Source organism: Microbulbifer regidiadema (SeqCode) (assembly GCF_052467605.1).
The window spans coordinates 3,719,187-3,735,288 of the sequence record NZ_CP174316.1; the positions used below are offsets into that span (position 1 = coordinate 3,719,187).

13 protein-coding genes and 1 pseudogene are annotated in these 16,102 nt (G+C 50.7%); 12 read left to right on the forward strand and 2 right to left on the reverse strand.

Annotation, left to right across the window (positions count from 1 at the left end; translation table 11 throughout):
* The 6 genes and pseudogenes from ACJJIF_RS16800 (at position 1) to ACJJIF_RS16825 (ending at position 6,257) form a co-directional block, all read left to right on the forward strand.
* Positions 1–1,317 (forward strand): PepSY-associated TM helix domain-containing protein, encoded by a 1,317-nt coding sequence (locus tag ACJJIF_RS16800; protein WP_444929474.1) that lies wholly within the window; start codon positions 1–3, stop codon positions 1,315–1,317.
* 128 nt (positions 1,318–1,445) lie between these two features.
* On the forward strand, positions 1,446–2,054 hold the full coding sequence (locus tag ACJJIF_RS16805; RefSeq protein WP_444929475.1) for a DUF6515 family protein: 609 nt from the start codon (positions 1,446–1,448) through the stop codon (positions 2,052–2,054).
* A 64-nt stretch (positions 2,055–2,118) separates the two neighbouring features.
* Positions 2,119–4,281: a mechanosensitive ion channel family protein gene (locus ACJJIF_RS16810; RefSeq protein ID WP_444929476.1), complete on the forward strand. Its 2,163-nt coding sequence runs from the start codon at positions 2,119–2,121 to the stop codon at positions 4,279–4,281.
* Positions 4,282–4,419: 138 nt separating this feature from the next.
* Positions 4,420–5,823, forward strand: coding sequence for a rhomboid family intramembrane serine protease (locus ACJJIF_RS16815; protein WP_444929477.1), 1,404 nt, complete (start codon positions 4,420–4,422; stop codon positions 5,821–5,823).
* A gap of 22 nt (positions 5,824–5,845) precedes the next feature.
* Positions 5,846–6,007 (forward strand): annotated as a pseudogene (locus ACJJIF_RS16820) (IS3 family transposase); the annotation flags it as partial.
* A 91-nt stretch (positions 6,008–6,098) separates the two neighbouring features.
* A complete protein-coding gene (locus ACJJIF_RS16825) occupies positions 6,099–6,257 on the forward strand; it encodes a hypothetical protein (RefSeq protein ID WP_444929478.1) in 159 nt (52 codons plus the stop codon).
* 236 nt (positions 6,258–6,493) lie between these two features.
* Here the strand turns inward: ACJJIF_RS16825 and ACJJIF_RS16830 are convergent, their stop codons facing one another.
* A complete protein-coding gene (locus tag ACJJIF_RS16830) occupies positions 6,494–7,594 on the reverse strand; it encodes a DUF4013 domain-containing protein (protein ID WP_444929479.1) in 1,101 nt (366 codons plus the stop codon).
* Positions 7,595–7,759: 165 nt separating this feature from the next.
* Here ACJJIF_RS16830 and pepB point away from each other — a divergent pair, with 165 nt between their 5' ends.
* The 3 genes from pepB (at position 7,760) to ACJJIF_RS16845 (ending at position 11,688) form a co-directional block, all read left to right on the forward strand.
* Positions 7,760–9,049 (forward strand): aminopeptidase PepB, encoded by a 1,290-nt coding sequence (pepB, locus tag ACJJIF_RS16835; RefSeq protein WP_444929480.1) that lies wholly within the window; start codon positions 7,760–7,762, stop codon positions 9,047–9,049.
* A gap of 342 nt (positions 9,050–9,391) precedes the next feature.
* Entirely contained in the window at positions 9,392–10,429 is a 1,038-nt protein-coding gene (locus tag ACJJIF_RS16840) for a DUF3667 domain-containing protein (RefSeq protein ID WP_444929481.1), read from the forward strand.
* 533 nt (positions 10,430–10,962) lie between these two features.
* Positions 10,963–11,688 (forward strand): CARDB domain-containing protein, encoded by a 726-nt coding sequence (locus tag ACJJIF_RS16845; protein ID WP_444929482.1) that lies wholly within the window; start codon positions 10,963–10,965, stop codon positions 11,686–11,688.
* Between the two features lie 82 nt (positions 11,689–11,770).
* Here the strand turns inward: ACJJIF_RS16845 and ACJJIF_RS16850 are convergent, their stop codons facing one another.
* The gene (locus ACJJIF_RS16850) at positions 11,771–12,046 is read right to left on the reverse strand and encodes a hypothetical protein (RefSeq protein ID WP_444929483.1); all 276 of its coding nucleotides are present in this window, start codon (positions 12,044–12,046) and stop codon (positions 11,771–11,773) included.
* Between the two features lie 323 nt (positions 12,047–12,369).
* Here ACJJIF_RS16850 and ACJJIF_RS16855 point away from each other — a divergent pair, with 323 nt between their 5' ends.
* The 3 genes from ACJJIF_RS16855 (at position 12,370) to ACJJIF_RS16865 (ending at position 16,029) form a co-directional block, all read left to right on the forward strand.
* Positions 12,370–13,317 (forward strand): GlxA family transcriptional regulator, encoded by a 948-nt coding sequence (locus ACJJIF_RS16855; protein ID WP_444929484.1) that lies wholly within the window; start codon positions 12,370–12,372, stop codon positions 13,315–13,317.
* Positions 13,314–14,561, forward strand: coding sequence for a hypothetical protein (locus tag ACJJIF_RS16860; protein WP_444929485.1), 1,248 nt, complete (start codon positions 13,314–13,316; stop codon positions 14,559–14,561). Before ACJJIF_RS16855 ends, ACJJIF_RS16860 begins: the two co-directional genes overlap by 4 nt.
* Before the next feature lie 265 nt (positions 14,562–14,826).
* Positions 14,827–16,029, forward strand: coding sequence for a DNA-methyltransferase (locus ACJJIF_RS16865; RefSeq protein WP_444929486.1), 1,203 nt, complete (start codon positions 14,827–14,829; stop codon positions 16,027–16,029).
* Positions 16,030–16,102: the final 73 nt, after the last annotated feature.

Genomic DNA, 16,102 nt, shown 5'->3' on the forward strand with positions numbered 1-16,102 from the left:
ATGGCAGCAAAACCCGGTACTTGTACCGGGTTTTCTGTGTTTAAGGTAAAGGTAAATGTTATGCGTCAAACCCTGGTCCTATTACACCGTTACCTGGGGCTTGCCACGGCGGTCTTCCTGATTGTCACCGGCTTGACCGGAGCGGTTATCTCCTGGGATCACGAGCTGGATGAATGGCTCAACCCCCACCTGTATAAAACGGCTTCCAGCGCTGAAGCCCTGAGCTCAATCGAGCTGGCAGAGCGCCTGGAGGCGTCCCTGCCGCAGGTTCAGATATCTTATTTCGAGCTGTTGCAGGAGCCCGGCCACACCCAGTCTTTTTGGGTGGAGCCGCGCATGGATCCGGCCACCGGGAAATTTTATGCGGTGGATTACAATCAGGTGTTTATCGACCCCGCCAGTGGGGAAATTGTCGGTAAGCGCGAGTGGGGGCGGGTCTGGCCGATCACCACAGAAACCCTGATGTCGTTTTTGTACAAGCTGCATTACAGTTTTCATATCCCCGAATTTTGGGGCACCGATCACTGGGGTATATGGCTGTTGGGGATTATCGCACTGGTGTGGACGATCGATTGTTTTGTGGGGCTGGCAGTGACCCTGCCCCGCCGCAAGAAATCCCCTAGGACGCCATCGCGGAGTTGGTGGCAACGCTGGAAGCCCGCCTGGATGATTAAAGCCGGCGCCGGGCGCGCCCGTCTCACCTTTGACTTGCACCGGGCCTTCAGCCTGTGGACCTGGGCGCTGTTGCTGACCATCGCATTTACAGCCTTCTCCCTGAATCTCTACCGAGAAGTGTTTTTCCCGATGATGTCGCTGGTGTCGGACGTGACCCCGTCTCCTTTGGAGGAGCGCACACCTAACGATCACAGCAACCCCATTACTCCCACGCTGACATTTCGGGATATTGCCGCGATCGGCGAAAACCAGGCGGCGCAGATGGGCTGGCGACAGCCGCTGAACTCCCTGTGGTATGCCCGCGAGTGGGGGATATACCGGGCTGAATTTTTTGATGCCGATGCCGGGCACGGTGCTGGAGGTGTCGGCCACAAAGCCCTATTTTTTGATGGCCACAGCGGTGAATATCTCGGAGACTTTATCCCCTGGCAGGGAACGGCGGCGGACCTGTTTGTGCAGGCGCAGTTTCCTGTGCACTCCGGCAGGATCCTCGGCCTCCCCGGGCGCATACTGATTTCCATTATGGGGGTGGTGATTGCGATGTTGAGTGTGACCGGCATTTTGATCTGGTTGCGCAAACGCCGCGCAGCCGCCCCAGCTCGGGTGGAGCGCGACTCCCCCCTGCCGAGTACAGCGACATAATTGCACAGGCTCGGCTAGCGGTGGTTGATGTGTTTTTTTGCTATTCCCACAGCCGCTCGGGATAAGTTTGGGATTGCTGTCGTCACACCATACCCTTAGCGGATCGCAGTTTGCTGATGGTGTAAGCCATGCGATCCCTGCCCGCTGTATGCCTGGTATTTTTTTGCTCTGCGGCGCTGGCCCAGGTGCGAACGGAGCACCTGCCGCTTGGCGCTGAGCCTATCGAGGTGAATAACCAGACCGTTTTTTATAAGAATGGTTATTTCTACCGCAAAGGCCCCGATGCCTATACCCGGATAGAGCCGCCCCTGGGGGCGCGGGTATCGCGGGTGCCCTTCGCAACCCCTATCACCCTGGGCAAGCAGCGCTATATGCTCGCGGGCAATGGCACTTTTTTTTGGTTGGACCCCAAAGACCGTCGATATGTGGTGGTTACGCCACCGCCCAATTGGCAGCATGTTAATCGCAATCCTTTAGCACCGAAGAAAAAATTCTATCCCCGCGCCCACCCGCCCGGGCATTTGCGACAGCGCTCAGCGGCTAAAAGGGCGAGCCGCAAGGACTGGGATATTTACTGTGAAGCCCGCGCGGCAAACTTGTTGCGCAGTACGCGGCAACCCGGAAAAAACTCCAGGCGCGCCGCACGAGAATATCGCCGGGTATATCGACAATGTTTGCGCCAAAGTCGGCACTTAAGGTCAAAGCCCCTGAGAGGGGAGGGGCCTGGGCTACACTAAATACTATGGCCCAGTAGGCGCCTTTTTATTAGTGCCGGATATTTTTCACGGATAGCAGTGCTTTATGCTGGGTGCCAGCTTTTTTATCCCCCGTTGTAACGCCGGCAAAGAAACTTATTTTCTTCACCTCGCCCTTTCACTCCTACTTTTTTTCAGCGTCTCCTGTCTCTCGTTCTCTGCGGTAGCGCAGCTGCCCGGCAGTAAAGCGAAGGAATTTACCCCCAAGGTGCCGGATTTTGCCGACCCCTCTGCGGATTGGTGGACCGGGTGGACCAGCGCCTCGCCGGAGGAGCGGCGGGAGTGGTTGAGTCTGGTGACCAAAAGCTGGCAGGAGTGGAAAGAAGAAATACCGCAGGATGAGGTTTTACAGGAGGGCGCAGAAAAGATTAGCCAAAGTTTACAGGGGATTGCAATTACCTGGAAAAAACGTGAGGAGTACCTGAAAGTTGCCTTAATGCCGGATTTGAAATTCCCTGAAAACCCGACGGTATTAAATTGGGCCGAGGCCGACTCCGCCATCAGCCGTGGCCGGCGCCGGTTGACGGGAGTGGAGCTGGAGGCGCGCCAACTTAAATCGACCCAGTCGCAGTCGCTGTCACTGCTGCGCAAGCAGGTGATTGTCTTGCGCGATTCCAGTGGTCCCGAGGAAGATGAAGCGGCCCAGGCGCTGCTATTAGCACAGATTAATCACCTGAATATTATCGAACAGCTGAGTACGGTGAATACCTTTCTGGGAACCTGGCGGGACAAGATTAATGAAGCGGAAATTAAGTTGCGGCTGCTGTTGGATACTCTGGTGTACTCCAGCAAAAATGCACAGGAAATAGAGAAGAGTATTGCCGGCAACAAAAAGAACATCGAGCGTATTTCTGCGACTCGCACCAGTATCCAGGGCACCACCGAACCCTCCACCGACCCCACCATTAATATGCAAAAAGACCTCACCCTGATGCAGTTGGAAGTGGACCTGCTGGAGGAGCAGCTGGAGAAACGCAAAAGTGAGTTGCTGCAGTCGATCAATGAGGTCCTGAATGAAAAGGGTGAAGAGCGCCCGCTTATTGTCAGCCGGGAGCTGCTGGAAAATGCCGGCTCGGTGATTGAGAGCGCATCGCGGGAGCTGGCGGTGCGCCAGCGCCAGGTGGTGGCCTGGCGGGAGGACGAGGAGAGCGAAGATCTGAGCCGCTGGTGGTCTTACTTTGAACGCATTGGCAGCGGCCTGGCCCAGGCCAGCGATTTGGAGCAGGACATCCAGCGCTATGAAAAGGCCCAGCTGCAAGTTTACCAGGAGCGCCAGGGCTGGTGGGCGACCGTGCGCGAGCGCGTGGCTCTGGCAGCCCGGCAGGCCTATAACCGCTGGCGCAAGCTGGCGGACTTCCAGTTATTCACCGTTGCCCAGAACCCGATTACCCTACGCTTGATCGCCAAGATGATCGTGGTATTCGTCGGTGCCTGGCTGCTGTCAGGCCTTATCCAGGCCTTTCTACGCCGGCTGGTGCGCAGAGAGCACGCCAGTGAATCCTCCATGTACAACCTCGGGCGGGTATTGCACTACCTCTTTATTTTTATCGCCCTGATTGTGATGCTCAGTATGCTGGGCCTGGATACCTCCAAGCTGGCCCTGGTGGCCGGGGCCCTGTCGGTCGGTATTGGCTTTGGCCTACAGGCGATCTTCTCGAACTTTATCTCCGGCCTGATACTGCTGTTTGAGCGCCCCCTGAAGGTGGGAGATCTGGTGGAATTGGAATCGGGCGTATTTGGCCGTATCCGCGATATCAGCGTGCGCTCAACCCGCATTACCACTCGGGACAATGTGGATATCCTGGTACCCAATACCGAGTTTGTTGCCGGCCGCGTTATCAACCACACCCTGGACGACCCCGTGCGCCGTATCCACGTACCTTTTGGCGTGTCTTATGCCTCGGACCCGGATCTGGTGCGGGAGGCCGCCCTGAAGGCGGCCGCGCGGGTGAATATCACCCACACCGACTGGAAGCGAAAAACGGAAGTGTGGCTGATGGGCTTTGGCGAGAACGCCCTCGATTTCAAACTGGTGGTGTGGGTAAACAGCAATATGGTGACCTCTCTGGGGGACTCCTATGCCCTGTACAACCTGGAGCTGTTGCGGGAATTTCGCGATAAAGGCATTGAGGTCCCCTTTCCGCAGCGGGACCTACACCTGCGCAGCTGGGATGTCCCGGCGATCCTCGGCCGCAGCGCGAGGAAATAGACGGGTCCGGTTGGCATGACACCTCAAGGGTTTCATAGTATTTTCAGCTCACCGGCATTGGTGTCGGTGCAATTTCTTTAACCGGCATTACGGCGTTTTCTCCCAGGGCGCTGATGAAATCACAATAAGGGAATGCCCGTGCTAATTATCCCTATCCAAAATAAACCGGACTGGCGTCGACCGCCATTGATGTGTTTTGCACTGATCGCGCTTAATCTGCTGATCTTTGTTTTCTATCAGGGCACAGACGAGACGCGTTGGCAGGCAGCGGAAGATTATTATTTTGACAGCGACTTGCCGGATCTCGAAGAGCAGCGTTTTCTGGTGTACGTCAATGAAATACACCCGGAGTGGCGGGCGCAGATGGATGTGGAAGGGGAAGAGTTTTTTTACCGGGAGTCCCTAGGCAACCCCGAGTTTCACCAGTGGCTGTTGCCGCAGCTTGAGGCGCAGGGCGAAACCGAATGGTTGCGGCAGAGGCGGGAGTTTGCCCAACTGCGGGATAGGGTCAGCAGCACGGCACTGGGATTGACGCCGACAGACCCGAGCATTGCCGGGGCGTTTGGCCATATGTTTTTACACGGCAGCTGGGATCACCTTATCGGCAATATGGTGTTTCTGCTGCTGTTTGGCTTGTCGGTTGAGTTGGCCCTGGGAGGGGCGTGGTTTATCGGGCTCTATCTGTTGGGCGGGCTGGCGGCGGCGGGCCTGCATATGCTGGTGGAGTCCGGCAGCGATGTGCCCATGGTGGGTGCCTCCGGTGCAGTCTCGGCGATTATGGGCATGTTCGTCGCGGTTTACGGTGTGCGCCGCCTGCGTTTCTTTTACACCATTGGCTTTATGTTTGGTGAGTTTAGTGCGCCGGCGCTGCTGGTATTACCGCTGTGGTTGGGCAAGGAGATTTTCGGCTATTTATACGGTGATGCCAGTATCGCCTACTGGGCGCATACCGGCGGCCTGCTCGCCGGCTTTGCCCTCACGCTGGTGGTGCTGTACTGGCGGCCGATGGTCGAACCCATGCCCGAGGAAGGGGAGACACCGTCGCCCCAGAGGGTCGCCCTGGCGCGGATCGATCGTTTTATCGAAGAGGGAAAGCTCCCCGAGGCCACTGACGCTGCGGCCTCAGCGGTGCGCCAGTACCCCCAGGCGCTGTCTTTGCTTGAGCGCTATATCGAGCTGACGGCAGCGGCACCGGAGAGTGAGGGCTACCACCGGGCCAATCTCGCCCTGTTTACCCAGGCCGGCAATCCGGCCATCGATGGGCGCACCCTGGCGCGGGGCTATCGCCGCTACCTGGCGGCAACCCAGAGCCCGAGGGCGCTCACCGCCAAGGCGAATTTGCTGATGGCGCGGCGCGCAGGGGAGGAGAAGGACTGGCCCTGGCTGGAGGAGCTATTGCGCCGCCTGAAGCAACAGCGAGTCAAGCACCCATTAATCCCCAAGCTGGGCATGGCCCTGGTCAACTACTATCGCCGCCTCGGTGAAGAGGGGCGCGCGCGGGAAATGAAAGAGTTGACGCAAGATATGGCGGCCTCGGGTTGAGGTCTACCCTGTGCCAAGTGGGGATAAGGCACCAACTGAACGCTTTTTCAGGAGCTTAAAGGGGGAGTGGGTACCGGAAGTAGGCTATTCAAGTTTGCTTTCGGCAAAACAGTCAATCAACGATTATATTATTGGCTACTACAGCCAAGTGCGGCCATATCAGCACAACGACGGCTTGCCATAAAATGTGGCAGAAGAAAAATTTCGATATACTCAAAAGAGGGTGGCCAAAAATACTTGACCACTACATATGAGAAATATAACTGAGGTGTATTATGTTTAAAGAAAGCTCTAAATCCCTTGATGAACTAGATAGAAAGATGAACCCTAAAATTCTTAAACAGGCTAAAGAGGATGCCAGGTCTTCTGAAGTTCTTGATAAAATGAAGAAGGAGAGTGAGAGGTTTGTTTCTACTAATGACTCAAAGAAATAGTTGGCTGGGATTTGTGTTAATCATTTTCTAGTTTTAGGCTAAAAGTTGGGGAGGGTTGTTCACTCCCCCCCCCCCCCGCCCCAGTCCATCCATATACACTTGTGCCAATAACAGATAGGCGGCATCCAATTGTGGATAGGCTTCCTTGTGTAGGTTCTTTAACAGCAGTACGACAGGTACATATTGGTGTTGTTGCTATAGTGCCTGGGCGAGCGCGTGACGCATCTCCGCTTTGACTATGGGCGATTGATCTGTACAAATTTTTCCAGCAGATGCGGCCCCAGTTCTTGCAGCGCTTTTTTATCGTCGCTGGCCAGCAACAGGCGGTAGTAGTGCTCGTTCAGAATCTCATCGTCGGGAAAACGGCGCAGTCCCTCTTCCAGAACCTGACGAGCGCGCTGGAAATTCTCCTCGCACAAAAATATCTGTGCTTCCGCACGCGCGCGTTTGCACAGGTATTCATTTTCTTCCAGATAGTCTTCATCATCCTCTCGCAATGCCTCTATTTCGAGCTGTTGCTGGCGGGTTAGGCAGATATAGCCAATCACCGCACTGGAAACCATGCAAAAGTAGGCTACGACTGCGGCAGTTGAGGGTATAACCGCCCATGGGGGAAGTTTATCGGTAACTGCGGCCATAAGAACGCTTGGCGCAAAGGAAATAACGTTGGTAAGGATTAATAGCAGCCAGTAGGGCCGGCCAACAATCAGGATAAACTCCCACAGATTGATCGGGGTAAAGGCCGATCTCAGACTGTGGGTAATGGCTAAGGCAATCATGACTGCCGGGGCCAAAAATGACAGGGCCACAGCATAAACAGTTAGGGTATCCAAACTCTCTGTGACCTGGACCAGTTTGTAGCCGACAAAGGCCGCAGCCACAGTCATACCGATGACTTTAAGGAGTAGAACCGCACCATTGTCATCTAGTACTTCTGTTAATAGGGGAGCCTTCCGCTGGCCCCTCGCCAGTTTTTCGATAATTAAAAGACTGTAACGGAGTGCGACGGCGATAATGGCCACTAAGGCAATAAGACTCAGCATTCCCGTCGAGCTAATGAGAAGACTGCCGGCGGCGGCCACAGCTATGACGGTTAAGGGGCCGGGCTTTAGGGCATAGAGAAAATAAAATAGTCCCATTTGCCAAAAAGGTTTGGCCCTATTGCTGGCCTCAATATATCCCATAGGCTCCCGGCATAGAGGGCAGCCTGGGCCCTGACCCTGAATGCCGTAGTTGACACTGCAACCGGGGATACACTCCCGACAGTATTGGCGACAACAGTATTGGCACTGCCAGGATGCATGGTTACTGGTGTGATAGTGGCAGGAGTCAGCCATTTACTCTTCCTTGATGATTTTCTTTACGAAAAACTATTTTTGTCCTTTATCACAGTTTATCCGTCGACTCGATGGCGGTGCAATCATCAAGTATTTTTACGGTCCTGTTAGAATGCGAGAGAATTACCGATAAAATTGGCACACAAGTTTCAAAATAGGTGTTGTATGACAAAGGCTATGCATGTTCATTTGGTGGAAGGCTCAGCGCCAGAACCCTGGGGAGAGTCAGCACTACTGAGCTTTGACGGCAGCTCTGCCAATATTCATATCGGCGCGGCTAAAGGCGCTGTGTTGGTTGCGGCCCAGCGAGCGGCCCGCAAACTCGATGGCATGGGGATTAATGAGGTTGTCCTCAAAGGGGAAAAGTGGGGACTTGAGAGTCGCTGGGCATTTTGGGCGGGGTTTTTTAATCCGCGCAAATCCAACAAAATTGACTGGGGTAGTGAAGACACTGCCGAGTTGCAAGAGCTCGCCGCCCGTGAAAATGCCAGCCGCTGGGTTCGCGAAATCACTAATGGCACCCCCGAGGATGTATCCCCGCGTGTATTGGCACAGAGCGCAGCAGAAATGTTGCAGAAGCTCGCCCCCAGTGCGGTCACCTATCGTATAGTTGCGGGAGATGACCTACTGCGTGAAGGATTTGTCGGTATCCACAATGTTGGACGCGGTAGTGTACGCGAGCCGGTGATGTTGCAGCTGGACTTTAATCCCAGCGGCGATGAGCAGGCGCCCGTCGATATGTGCTTAGTGGGTAAAGGAATCACATTTGATTCCGGTGGTTACAGTATTAAGCCCTCCAACAATATGGCGACAATGAAGTCCGATATGGGGGGCGCCGCCATGGTAACCGGCGGTCTGGCTCTCGCCATTGCCAGAGGTCTGAGCAAGCGGGTTAAACTCTATCTCTGCTGTGCGGAAAACCTGATTTCCGGCCATGCCTTTAAGCTGGGCGATATTATTCGCTATAAGAACGGTGTCAGCGTAGAGATACTGAATACCGATGCGGAGGGGCGTCTGGTATTGGCCGATGGCTTAATCGCGGCCTCGGCAGAAGAGCCCCGCTGGTTATTGGATGCCGCTACGCTTACCGGCGCGGCAAAGATGGCGGTGGGCCGGGATTTCAACTCTGTCTTTAGTTTTGAAGATGATACCGCGCAAAAGGTATTGTCAGCTGCTGCCGAGGAAAATGAAAAGGCGTGGAGATTACCTCTGGAGCCTTTCCACCTCGAGCAAACTCCATCCAATTTCGCCGATATCGCCAATGTGGGCGTTGAAGGTAGTCCCGGGGCTTCAACCGCAGCCTCCTTCCTGGCGCGCTTTGTGCGAGACGAGGGGCGCAACTGGGTACATATGGACCTGTCCGGCTCCTACCAGCCCAGTGGCAACGATCAGTGGGCGCCAGGAGCTAAAGGTCACGGCCTGCGCACCATTGCACGCTTCCTTCTGGATAATTAACCAGCGGCAATTAATGCCAAATTACCTGGCAAAACGCGCCTAATAATAGGCGCGTGTCTGCTTACCTCTCTCTAGTACTTATTAAGTCATTAAAAAATTGTACTCCAGTGGCAAAGTGGGCTATTAGTAGCCCCCTGCTAATTGAGGTATTTCGACTTTGGCTCGTTAGCATTAGTCCTGGAAGTACTTGCCAGGTAAAGCAGATAATTCTTGATTCGGTGAGCGGTAATGAGCACTGCAACCTCTACAAATGATAAAGCGTATAATTCAAACCATTGTGCCAATTGCCATACAGAGCTACTAGGCCCCCACTGCTACTCTTGTGGGCAACCAGTTAAGGGTATGGTGCGTCACTTCTCCTCTATCATTGGGGATTTATTTGATACCCTGCTGGCCTTTGATTCCCGTATATGGAAAACGGTTCCTGCACTGTTGTTTAGACCGGGGTTTTTAACCGCAGAGTATTTTTCTGGGCGCCGCGTGCGCTATGTGAGCCCTGTTCGTTTATTTATCTTTCTCTGTATAACCAGCTTCTTTGTCACTCAGTTAAATAGCGATTGGACTATTAGTTGGGGAAATGGGGTGGTAGATGTTGAAGATGCTGGCAGGGGATATGACGATGCCCTCAAAGATATTAGCCGGTTAAAAGAAGAGCAGGTGGATAATAGCAATAGCTATACGGTAACACTACTGGAGGAAGTGGAGCGGGATCTTATCGATGGAAAAGTTGCTCTCAGCGGTGACTTGGATGAGCTTAACGAGCAGTTAGGCGGAGCTGAGGGGGAAACGGAAGCTTCAGAAAACCTTTCCAAACAGCAGCTGGCGTCGGGATTGAATGAGACCATCAATGAGATTGACGAAGAGTTTTTCCAGGTTAAGTGGCTGCCCAATTCAGTGGAGGATTGGATTAATCGCAAAGTAGAGAGTGCCCATGAAAATGTAGAGAGGGTAACTGAGGACCCCAATCGCTTTAAGAAAGCCTTTCTGGGAGCCCTACCTTCAACCCTTATGGTTATGTTGCCTATATTTTCCATGATACTGTGGCTGCTCTATATCTTTAAGCGCCGACTTTATATGGAACACTTGATAGTAGCGCTGCACAGCCACGCCTTTATTTGCTTAAGTATCCTGATCGCAAATCTATTTTACAGCGCCAGTAAGCAACTGGATCAATACACTTTTATATCTTCACTTTTTGATAATCTTATACTGCTGTTAGTTTTATGGATGCCTATCTATCTGTTCTGGATGCAAAAGCGGGTATACGGGCAGGGCTGGTTTATAACTCTGTGTAAGTATTCCTTTTTGGGGTTGATTTATTTGATTTTGTTATCTATAGGTGCCTCCTTTACTGTTTTGTGGAGTTTGGCTGAATTGTAGTTTTTGCGACATGTAAAAGGTAAGAGGTTTTATGGGTATTTTTAAGTCAACTAACCCCGAAGTCTCTTAGCTACCGCTAAGAAGCCTGTTGCCGACAGTGTAGATATCTGTAAATCTGCTGATTATGCCAAAAAATTTTCATGTAGAATCCTGGCTTTTAGGCGTGATAAAAACCCTTGCTCTAATTGCAATATATACTTCAGTTTTGAGGGCGGCTGCAATAATTTCCGCAGTTTGTAGTCTGCTTGAATTGTAATTGGTTTTTTGTAGCTTGCAGTATTTCCTTTAGGTTAATAACGTTTGCTGCTTATATTTTGTATCTTAAATAAAAAATAGAAATTCCAGCTATTTTAACGTGTCAATTTTTATTACACGGTGGCTACATTAATCTTATCGCCGCCAGAATTTTGCGATTTTCCTAGATATAGTGTGAGCGCTGCTTACAATCACCCTGCCCATAAATTTAGTCTGAGTCGTATAAATGTATTTAATGGGGCAATTGGTAGGATGTATCTATTTTAAAGGAGGGCGTTATGTCTAAATTGTTGTTGCGTATATTTGTTGCCGGAGTGACTTGGTTATTGGCATCGGCCAGTTATGCAGATCCTATCCAGGATTTAACTATGCAAAACTATGAGGCGGGCTGGTATCCAAATTACTGGCAAGGGTATGGGCCACTAACCTGTCGCAGGACCTGTGCAGTTTGGGTTGGTGGCGTGCCTGAGTCGGAGTTCGCTACAGACTTGATCGATGATTTTCAGCGTACCAGTGTCTGTAAGGTAACTCGGGATCCGGCAATCATCGAAAAGCCCATCAATGATCCTTTATCTCACTGGCTCTATGGTAATCAGTTTGACGATAAGCCTGTTTGCTATATCGGAACCCCTTATGGTGTTAAAGAAGATGATCACTATATGTGTCTGTGCGTATGCAATAAGCCAGACCTGATCGTGAGCCATATCTATGACCCCGTTTGGGATTCCGGTACTGGGCAATCCATTATCGTAGCCGATATTACCAATATTGGCGCCCTGGCGGCACCTATAAGCCAGGCGCGCCTTGTGGATCTGGATACTCTGGCGAATGATGTACAGGCCACTCCGGCAATTCCCGCAGGTGGCACGGTCAGTGTGGCATTCACCTTGGGATATTGGGTATTTGATCCGGATGCAGTATTGGAAGTGACTACGGACTTTACCGATATCGTCGATGAGTGTAATGAAAATAATAATACCCTGATTTATGCTGAGCAGGGTTAAATAGTCCACAGGGGTTTTTCGCTCCCTGAGTTCAGTTGTAGGGAGCTTTTATAGACAGTGCTTACAGGGCCCTGTGGAAGTTTTAGCTCGACAGGAATACATTAATAACCTGGCAGCTCTCCTTGTCCACAGCGGCATTGGGTTGTTCACTGCCGATCATTTGCTGCCCCGGTACTTTGGGGAGGACAAGATACATTCGAGGATAGGGCCGCACGATATAATCCTTTTTATCCCCACTCAGCCAGGGGTATTCCTCTAGAATGGCCGCGACACCTCGGTTTAGTGCGATACCATCAGTACAGCTACCCGGTACAGTGGCCGTGGTGAGCATAGCGAAGACTATGGATGTGAGAGTCATGGAGAATTTATACCTTTAGCGGGCTATAGCGGCCCTAAAAATAAGATTATAACCCTAGCGAATATCTCACAGTATCTCTGATACGCGAAAACATATGCCAGCTAACTGCTGTTAATCAGATACCCATTTTTTAGAAACGGGGACTGCCGCTGTAGTAACAGGCCTAATTTCTACTTATCCGGCGATTAATCGGCCTTCAGTCCGATTCAAAAGCGCGATTCAGAGCCCTGTCAGGTCTTATTCACCAAATGTCTGATTATGTCGTAATTGTGTCATAGCCGACACCCGCATAGGAGTACAATTGCCCGTGTGGAGGAAATCCTATGACTAAGAAGATCGGTTTCTTTGTTGCTGACGGTTTTCAGGCGCTGGACCTTTTTGGGCCCCTGGATACTTTTATGGAGGCTAATAGTTTTATCTCTGAGGCCTACTCAAGCTGCTTGCTAGGCTTAACCAAGGCGCCAGTTAAAACCTGTTACGGCCAGGTGGTGTCTGTAGATCTCGATATCTATCAGGCCGTGGAGATTGACTACCTGATTATTACTGGCGGCAGTGGGATGCGGCAGCTGCACCTGAGTCCCAAGCAGGTGAATGCCCTGCGTTCAATTGCCGATAGCGCCGAGCGGGTATTGAGCGTTTGTACAGGTGCATTTGTGCTGTCCGATCTATTCGCGGAGCAACAGCACCGTATTACTACCCACTGGCGCCACTGCCGACAGCTTGCCGAGCAGGCGGGTAACTACCAAGTTGAACAGGACCCCCTGTTTATTGAAAGCGGTAAACTGTGGTCTTCCGCCGGGGTTTTATCCGGGGTCGATTTAGCCCTGGAAGTGATTCGCCGGGATTTCGGCAACACCATTGCGGCCAGTGTGGCCAAAGAGCTGGTGGTTTACCTCCAGCGCAGGGGCGGGCAGTCCCAGTACTCTGACCTGTTGAAAGTGCAATCCAGCGACAGCATGAGGCTTAATCCACTACTGGAGTGGCTGTCAGAAAATTATCACAAAGTAATCAGTGTTTCCGCTATGGCGGAGCGTATATCGGTCAGCGATCGCCAGTTAACGCGCTTATTTAAGCAACATCTAAATAGCACCCCCGGACACTATCTAAACCAGCTTCGTTTAAACCGGGCGTGGGACTTAATCACTTGCGAAACTACAAGCCTTGTGCAGGTGGCCCGTCAGGTAGGCTTTACCAGCTACGATAGCTTCCGCCGGGCTTTTTATGGACAGTTTGGAGTTTCCCCCTCTTATTTCAGTAGGAATCGTCAATGAAATACCAATTACTACTCTGGGTGATTTTACAGCTCTGTGTGACCGATACCTACGCGCTTAACCTAGAGGAAAGACACTTGTGGGGTGAAGATATCACCCAGTTACAGACTTTAATAACAGAGAAGCATATTGATCCCTTTGCAAATATTAAAGAAGAGAAATTTAATGCTTCTGTCGAGCAGCTGGTTGGGCGTTTACCCGGTCTGAATGAAGCTCAGGTCGAGGTTGAGATTATGCGTCTGACGCGTAGTATCGGTGATGCGCATACCTCTTACAATATTATGTCCGGCGCGCACCGGCACTATCCGCTCCGTTTCAAATACTTTGGTGAGAATCTCAAAGTTGTGGATACAACGAAGGAATATCATTTTTTATTGGGGGCGGATTTGCGGGGTATTAATAATTACTCTTTGGCGCAGCTACAACAGAATCTCTCACCATATATAAATTTTGTGGATAACGTCTATAGTTTTAGGCATTCCTTTAGCTTTCATATTACTGTGAATAAGTTTCTCTTTGGCGCAGGTGTCAGTGATGATCTCAATATAGCAACCTTTAAATTTGCGCAAGGCGATCAACCGATCACTATTGATATGGAAACGATATCAATGCAGCAGTTTGCGGAACTCAGTAGCGACTATGTTATTTCGGAGCCTGAAATTCACTACTTTAATTTTGATCTTGTCGGTATCAGGCTGGCGTATCTCGATAATTATAATACAGTCTATGTCGACTTTGATAGTTATCCTGAATCGGTACAACTACAGCAGCACTGTGAAAGTATTAAAGATAAAATCCGCGACAGTGGCGCTAGCAATCTGGTGATAGATTTCCGCAATAATCGCGGTGGTGACTTCTATGTTGGTTTGGCGCTCTCCGCGTGTATTCAGGACCTGGATCAACTGGACTGGCGTAAGGGGATATTCGTAATGATGGACGCGGGCACCCAGTCAGCGGCGATGTCCAATGCAGCGCAATACCAACAAATTCTCAATGCGACCTTGGTTGGAAGTCCGACAGGTGCAGACCCAAATATCGCTTCTGAAACGAACCACTTCAGATTAAAAAACTCCAACCGGAGTATCAGTATCTCCAAGCGCTACTATGGCTTTCGCCAAACACCCAGCGATGCCCTCTACCCAGATTTACCTATGACAACCCGCTGGGAAGACTATAAAGAGGGCAGGGATGGGCCGCTATTGCAGCTGCTGAGCTTTATTCAGGATAAGGGTCGGAGTGATTGAATCACCCAATTGTCTTAGTTTAAATTTTTGTTAATCATATTGGGGCCGGATATTATCCGGCGCCTTTGGCACTTTATAAGTGTTTTATCTATCCCTTTCATACTGATACCTGCCAGTTTATCCTCTGAAAATTTTATCGAAAAAGGTGTAGATTTGTAGAGCTGCCTGTCTCTGTTATTGATACAGCCCTCTGCAAGAGTGGAGAGCAAATAGGTGGGGCAAACTGTTATAATACGATTAATATATAGGTTTTGTGAGGTCTCGGATGGGCTATTCAAATCAATTTTTTGGTACGCTTGGAGTAAAGCCCGGGCGAGGGGGCAATCTTGCGGCCTTCTCTAGGGCGTGTGATGTTCCAGTGGATCGACTCAAATATTACAACAACAATAATATTGTACCATCCGGGCTAGATCTAAAAAAAATTATTAAAGTGGCAAAAGTATCCGAGCTTGCATTACGCTTGAAGATGGGGCGGTTGGATAGGGATACCATTTCCCTGCTTCAGGAAAATTCGGACGATCTCCTTGCTATCCTTAATGATAGCAAGGAGAGTCTCGGGGAAGAGCTTAAACAATATGATTTGGTCTATAAAACCCGCTTAGGCAAGTTGTACCAAGGAGACTGTATCTCTCTTATGAGGGAGATGAAGGATGATTCGATGGATCTTGTCTTTGCCGATCCACCGTTTAACTTAGATAAGCTGTATCCTTCAAAAATTGATGATAATCTGAAAACTGAAAAATATCTTTATTGGTGTGAGAAATGGTTGTCTGAGTGTATTAGGCTGCTTAAGCCCGGCGGAGCACTTTTCCTATGGAATCTCCCGAAGTGGAACTCCTCCTTAACGGGATTTCTGGACGGGCACCTTACTTTTAGAAACTGGATAGCCGTTGATATAAAGTACAGCCTTCCCATTCAGGGTCGACTGTACCCATCCCATTACTCTCTTTTGTATTATATTAAAGGAGAGAAGCCCAATAGCTTTAGTCCTGATCGATTGCCCATGCAAACTTGCCCCAAATGTTATGGGGATCTTAAAGATTATGGTGGCTACAAAAGCAAGATGAACCCCAAAGGGGTAAATTTAACCGATGTATGGATAGATATACCGCCGGTTAGACACGCGAAATACAAGCGGCGCAATGGGGCCAATGAATTGTCTCTTAAATTGTTAGATAGAGTGATTGAAATGGCTTCCAGGGAGGGTGACGTAGTTTTTGATCCGTTTGGGGGATCTGGGACAACGTATATGGCGGCAGAGTTGAAAAAAAGAAAGTGGGTTGGATGTGAGATTGGGCCTGTAGATGATATCGTCGAGCGCTTTGGGCTGGTAAAGGAAGAGCGTGATATTTTGCAGGGGTACCGGGGGAAAGTAAATTCTTTGTTTATCCCTGAGGTTAAAGAAAAAAGAGAGACTCGGGGCTTGTGGACCTCTGAATCTGTTCAAGCGAAAAAATCTAGTTCTTAGATAGAAAGCTGGGGCAGTCATCGGTTAAAAGTTGAAGATAGGTCGGTTTCAGCTGTCCCTTTATCGATATCGA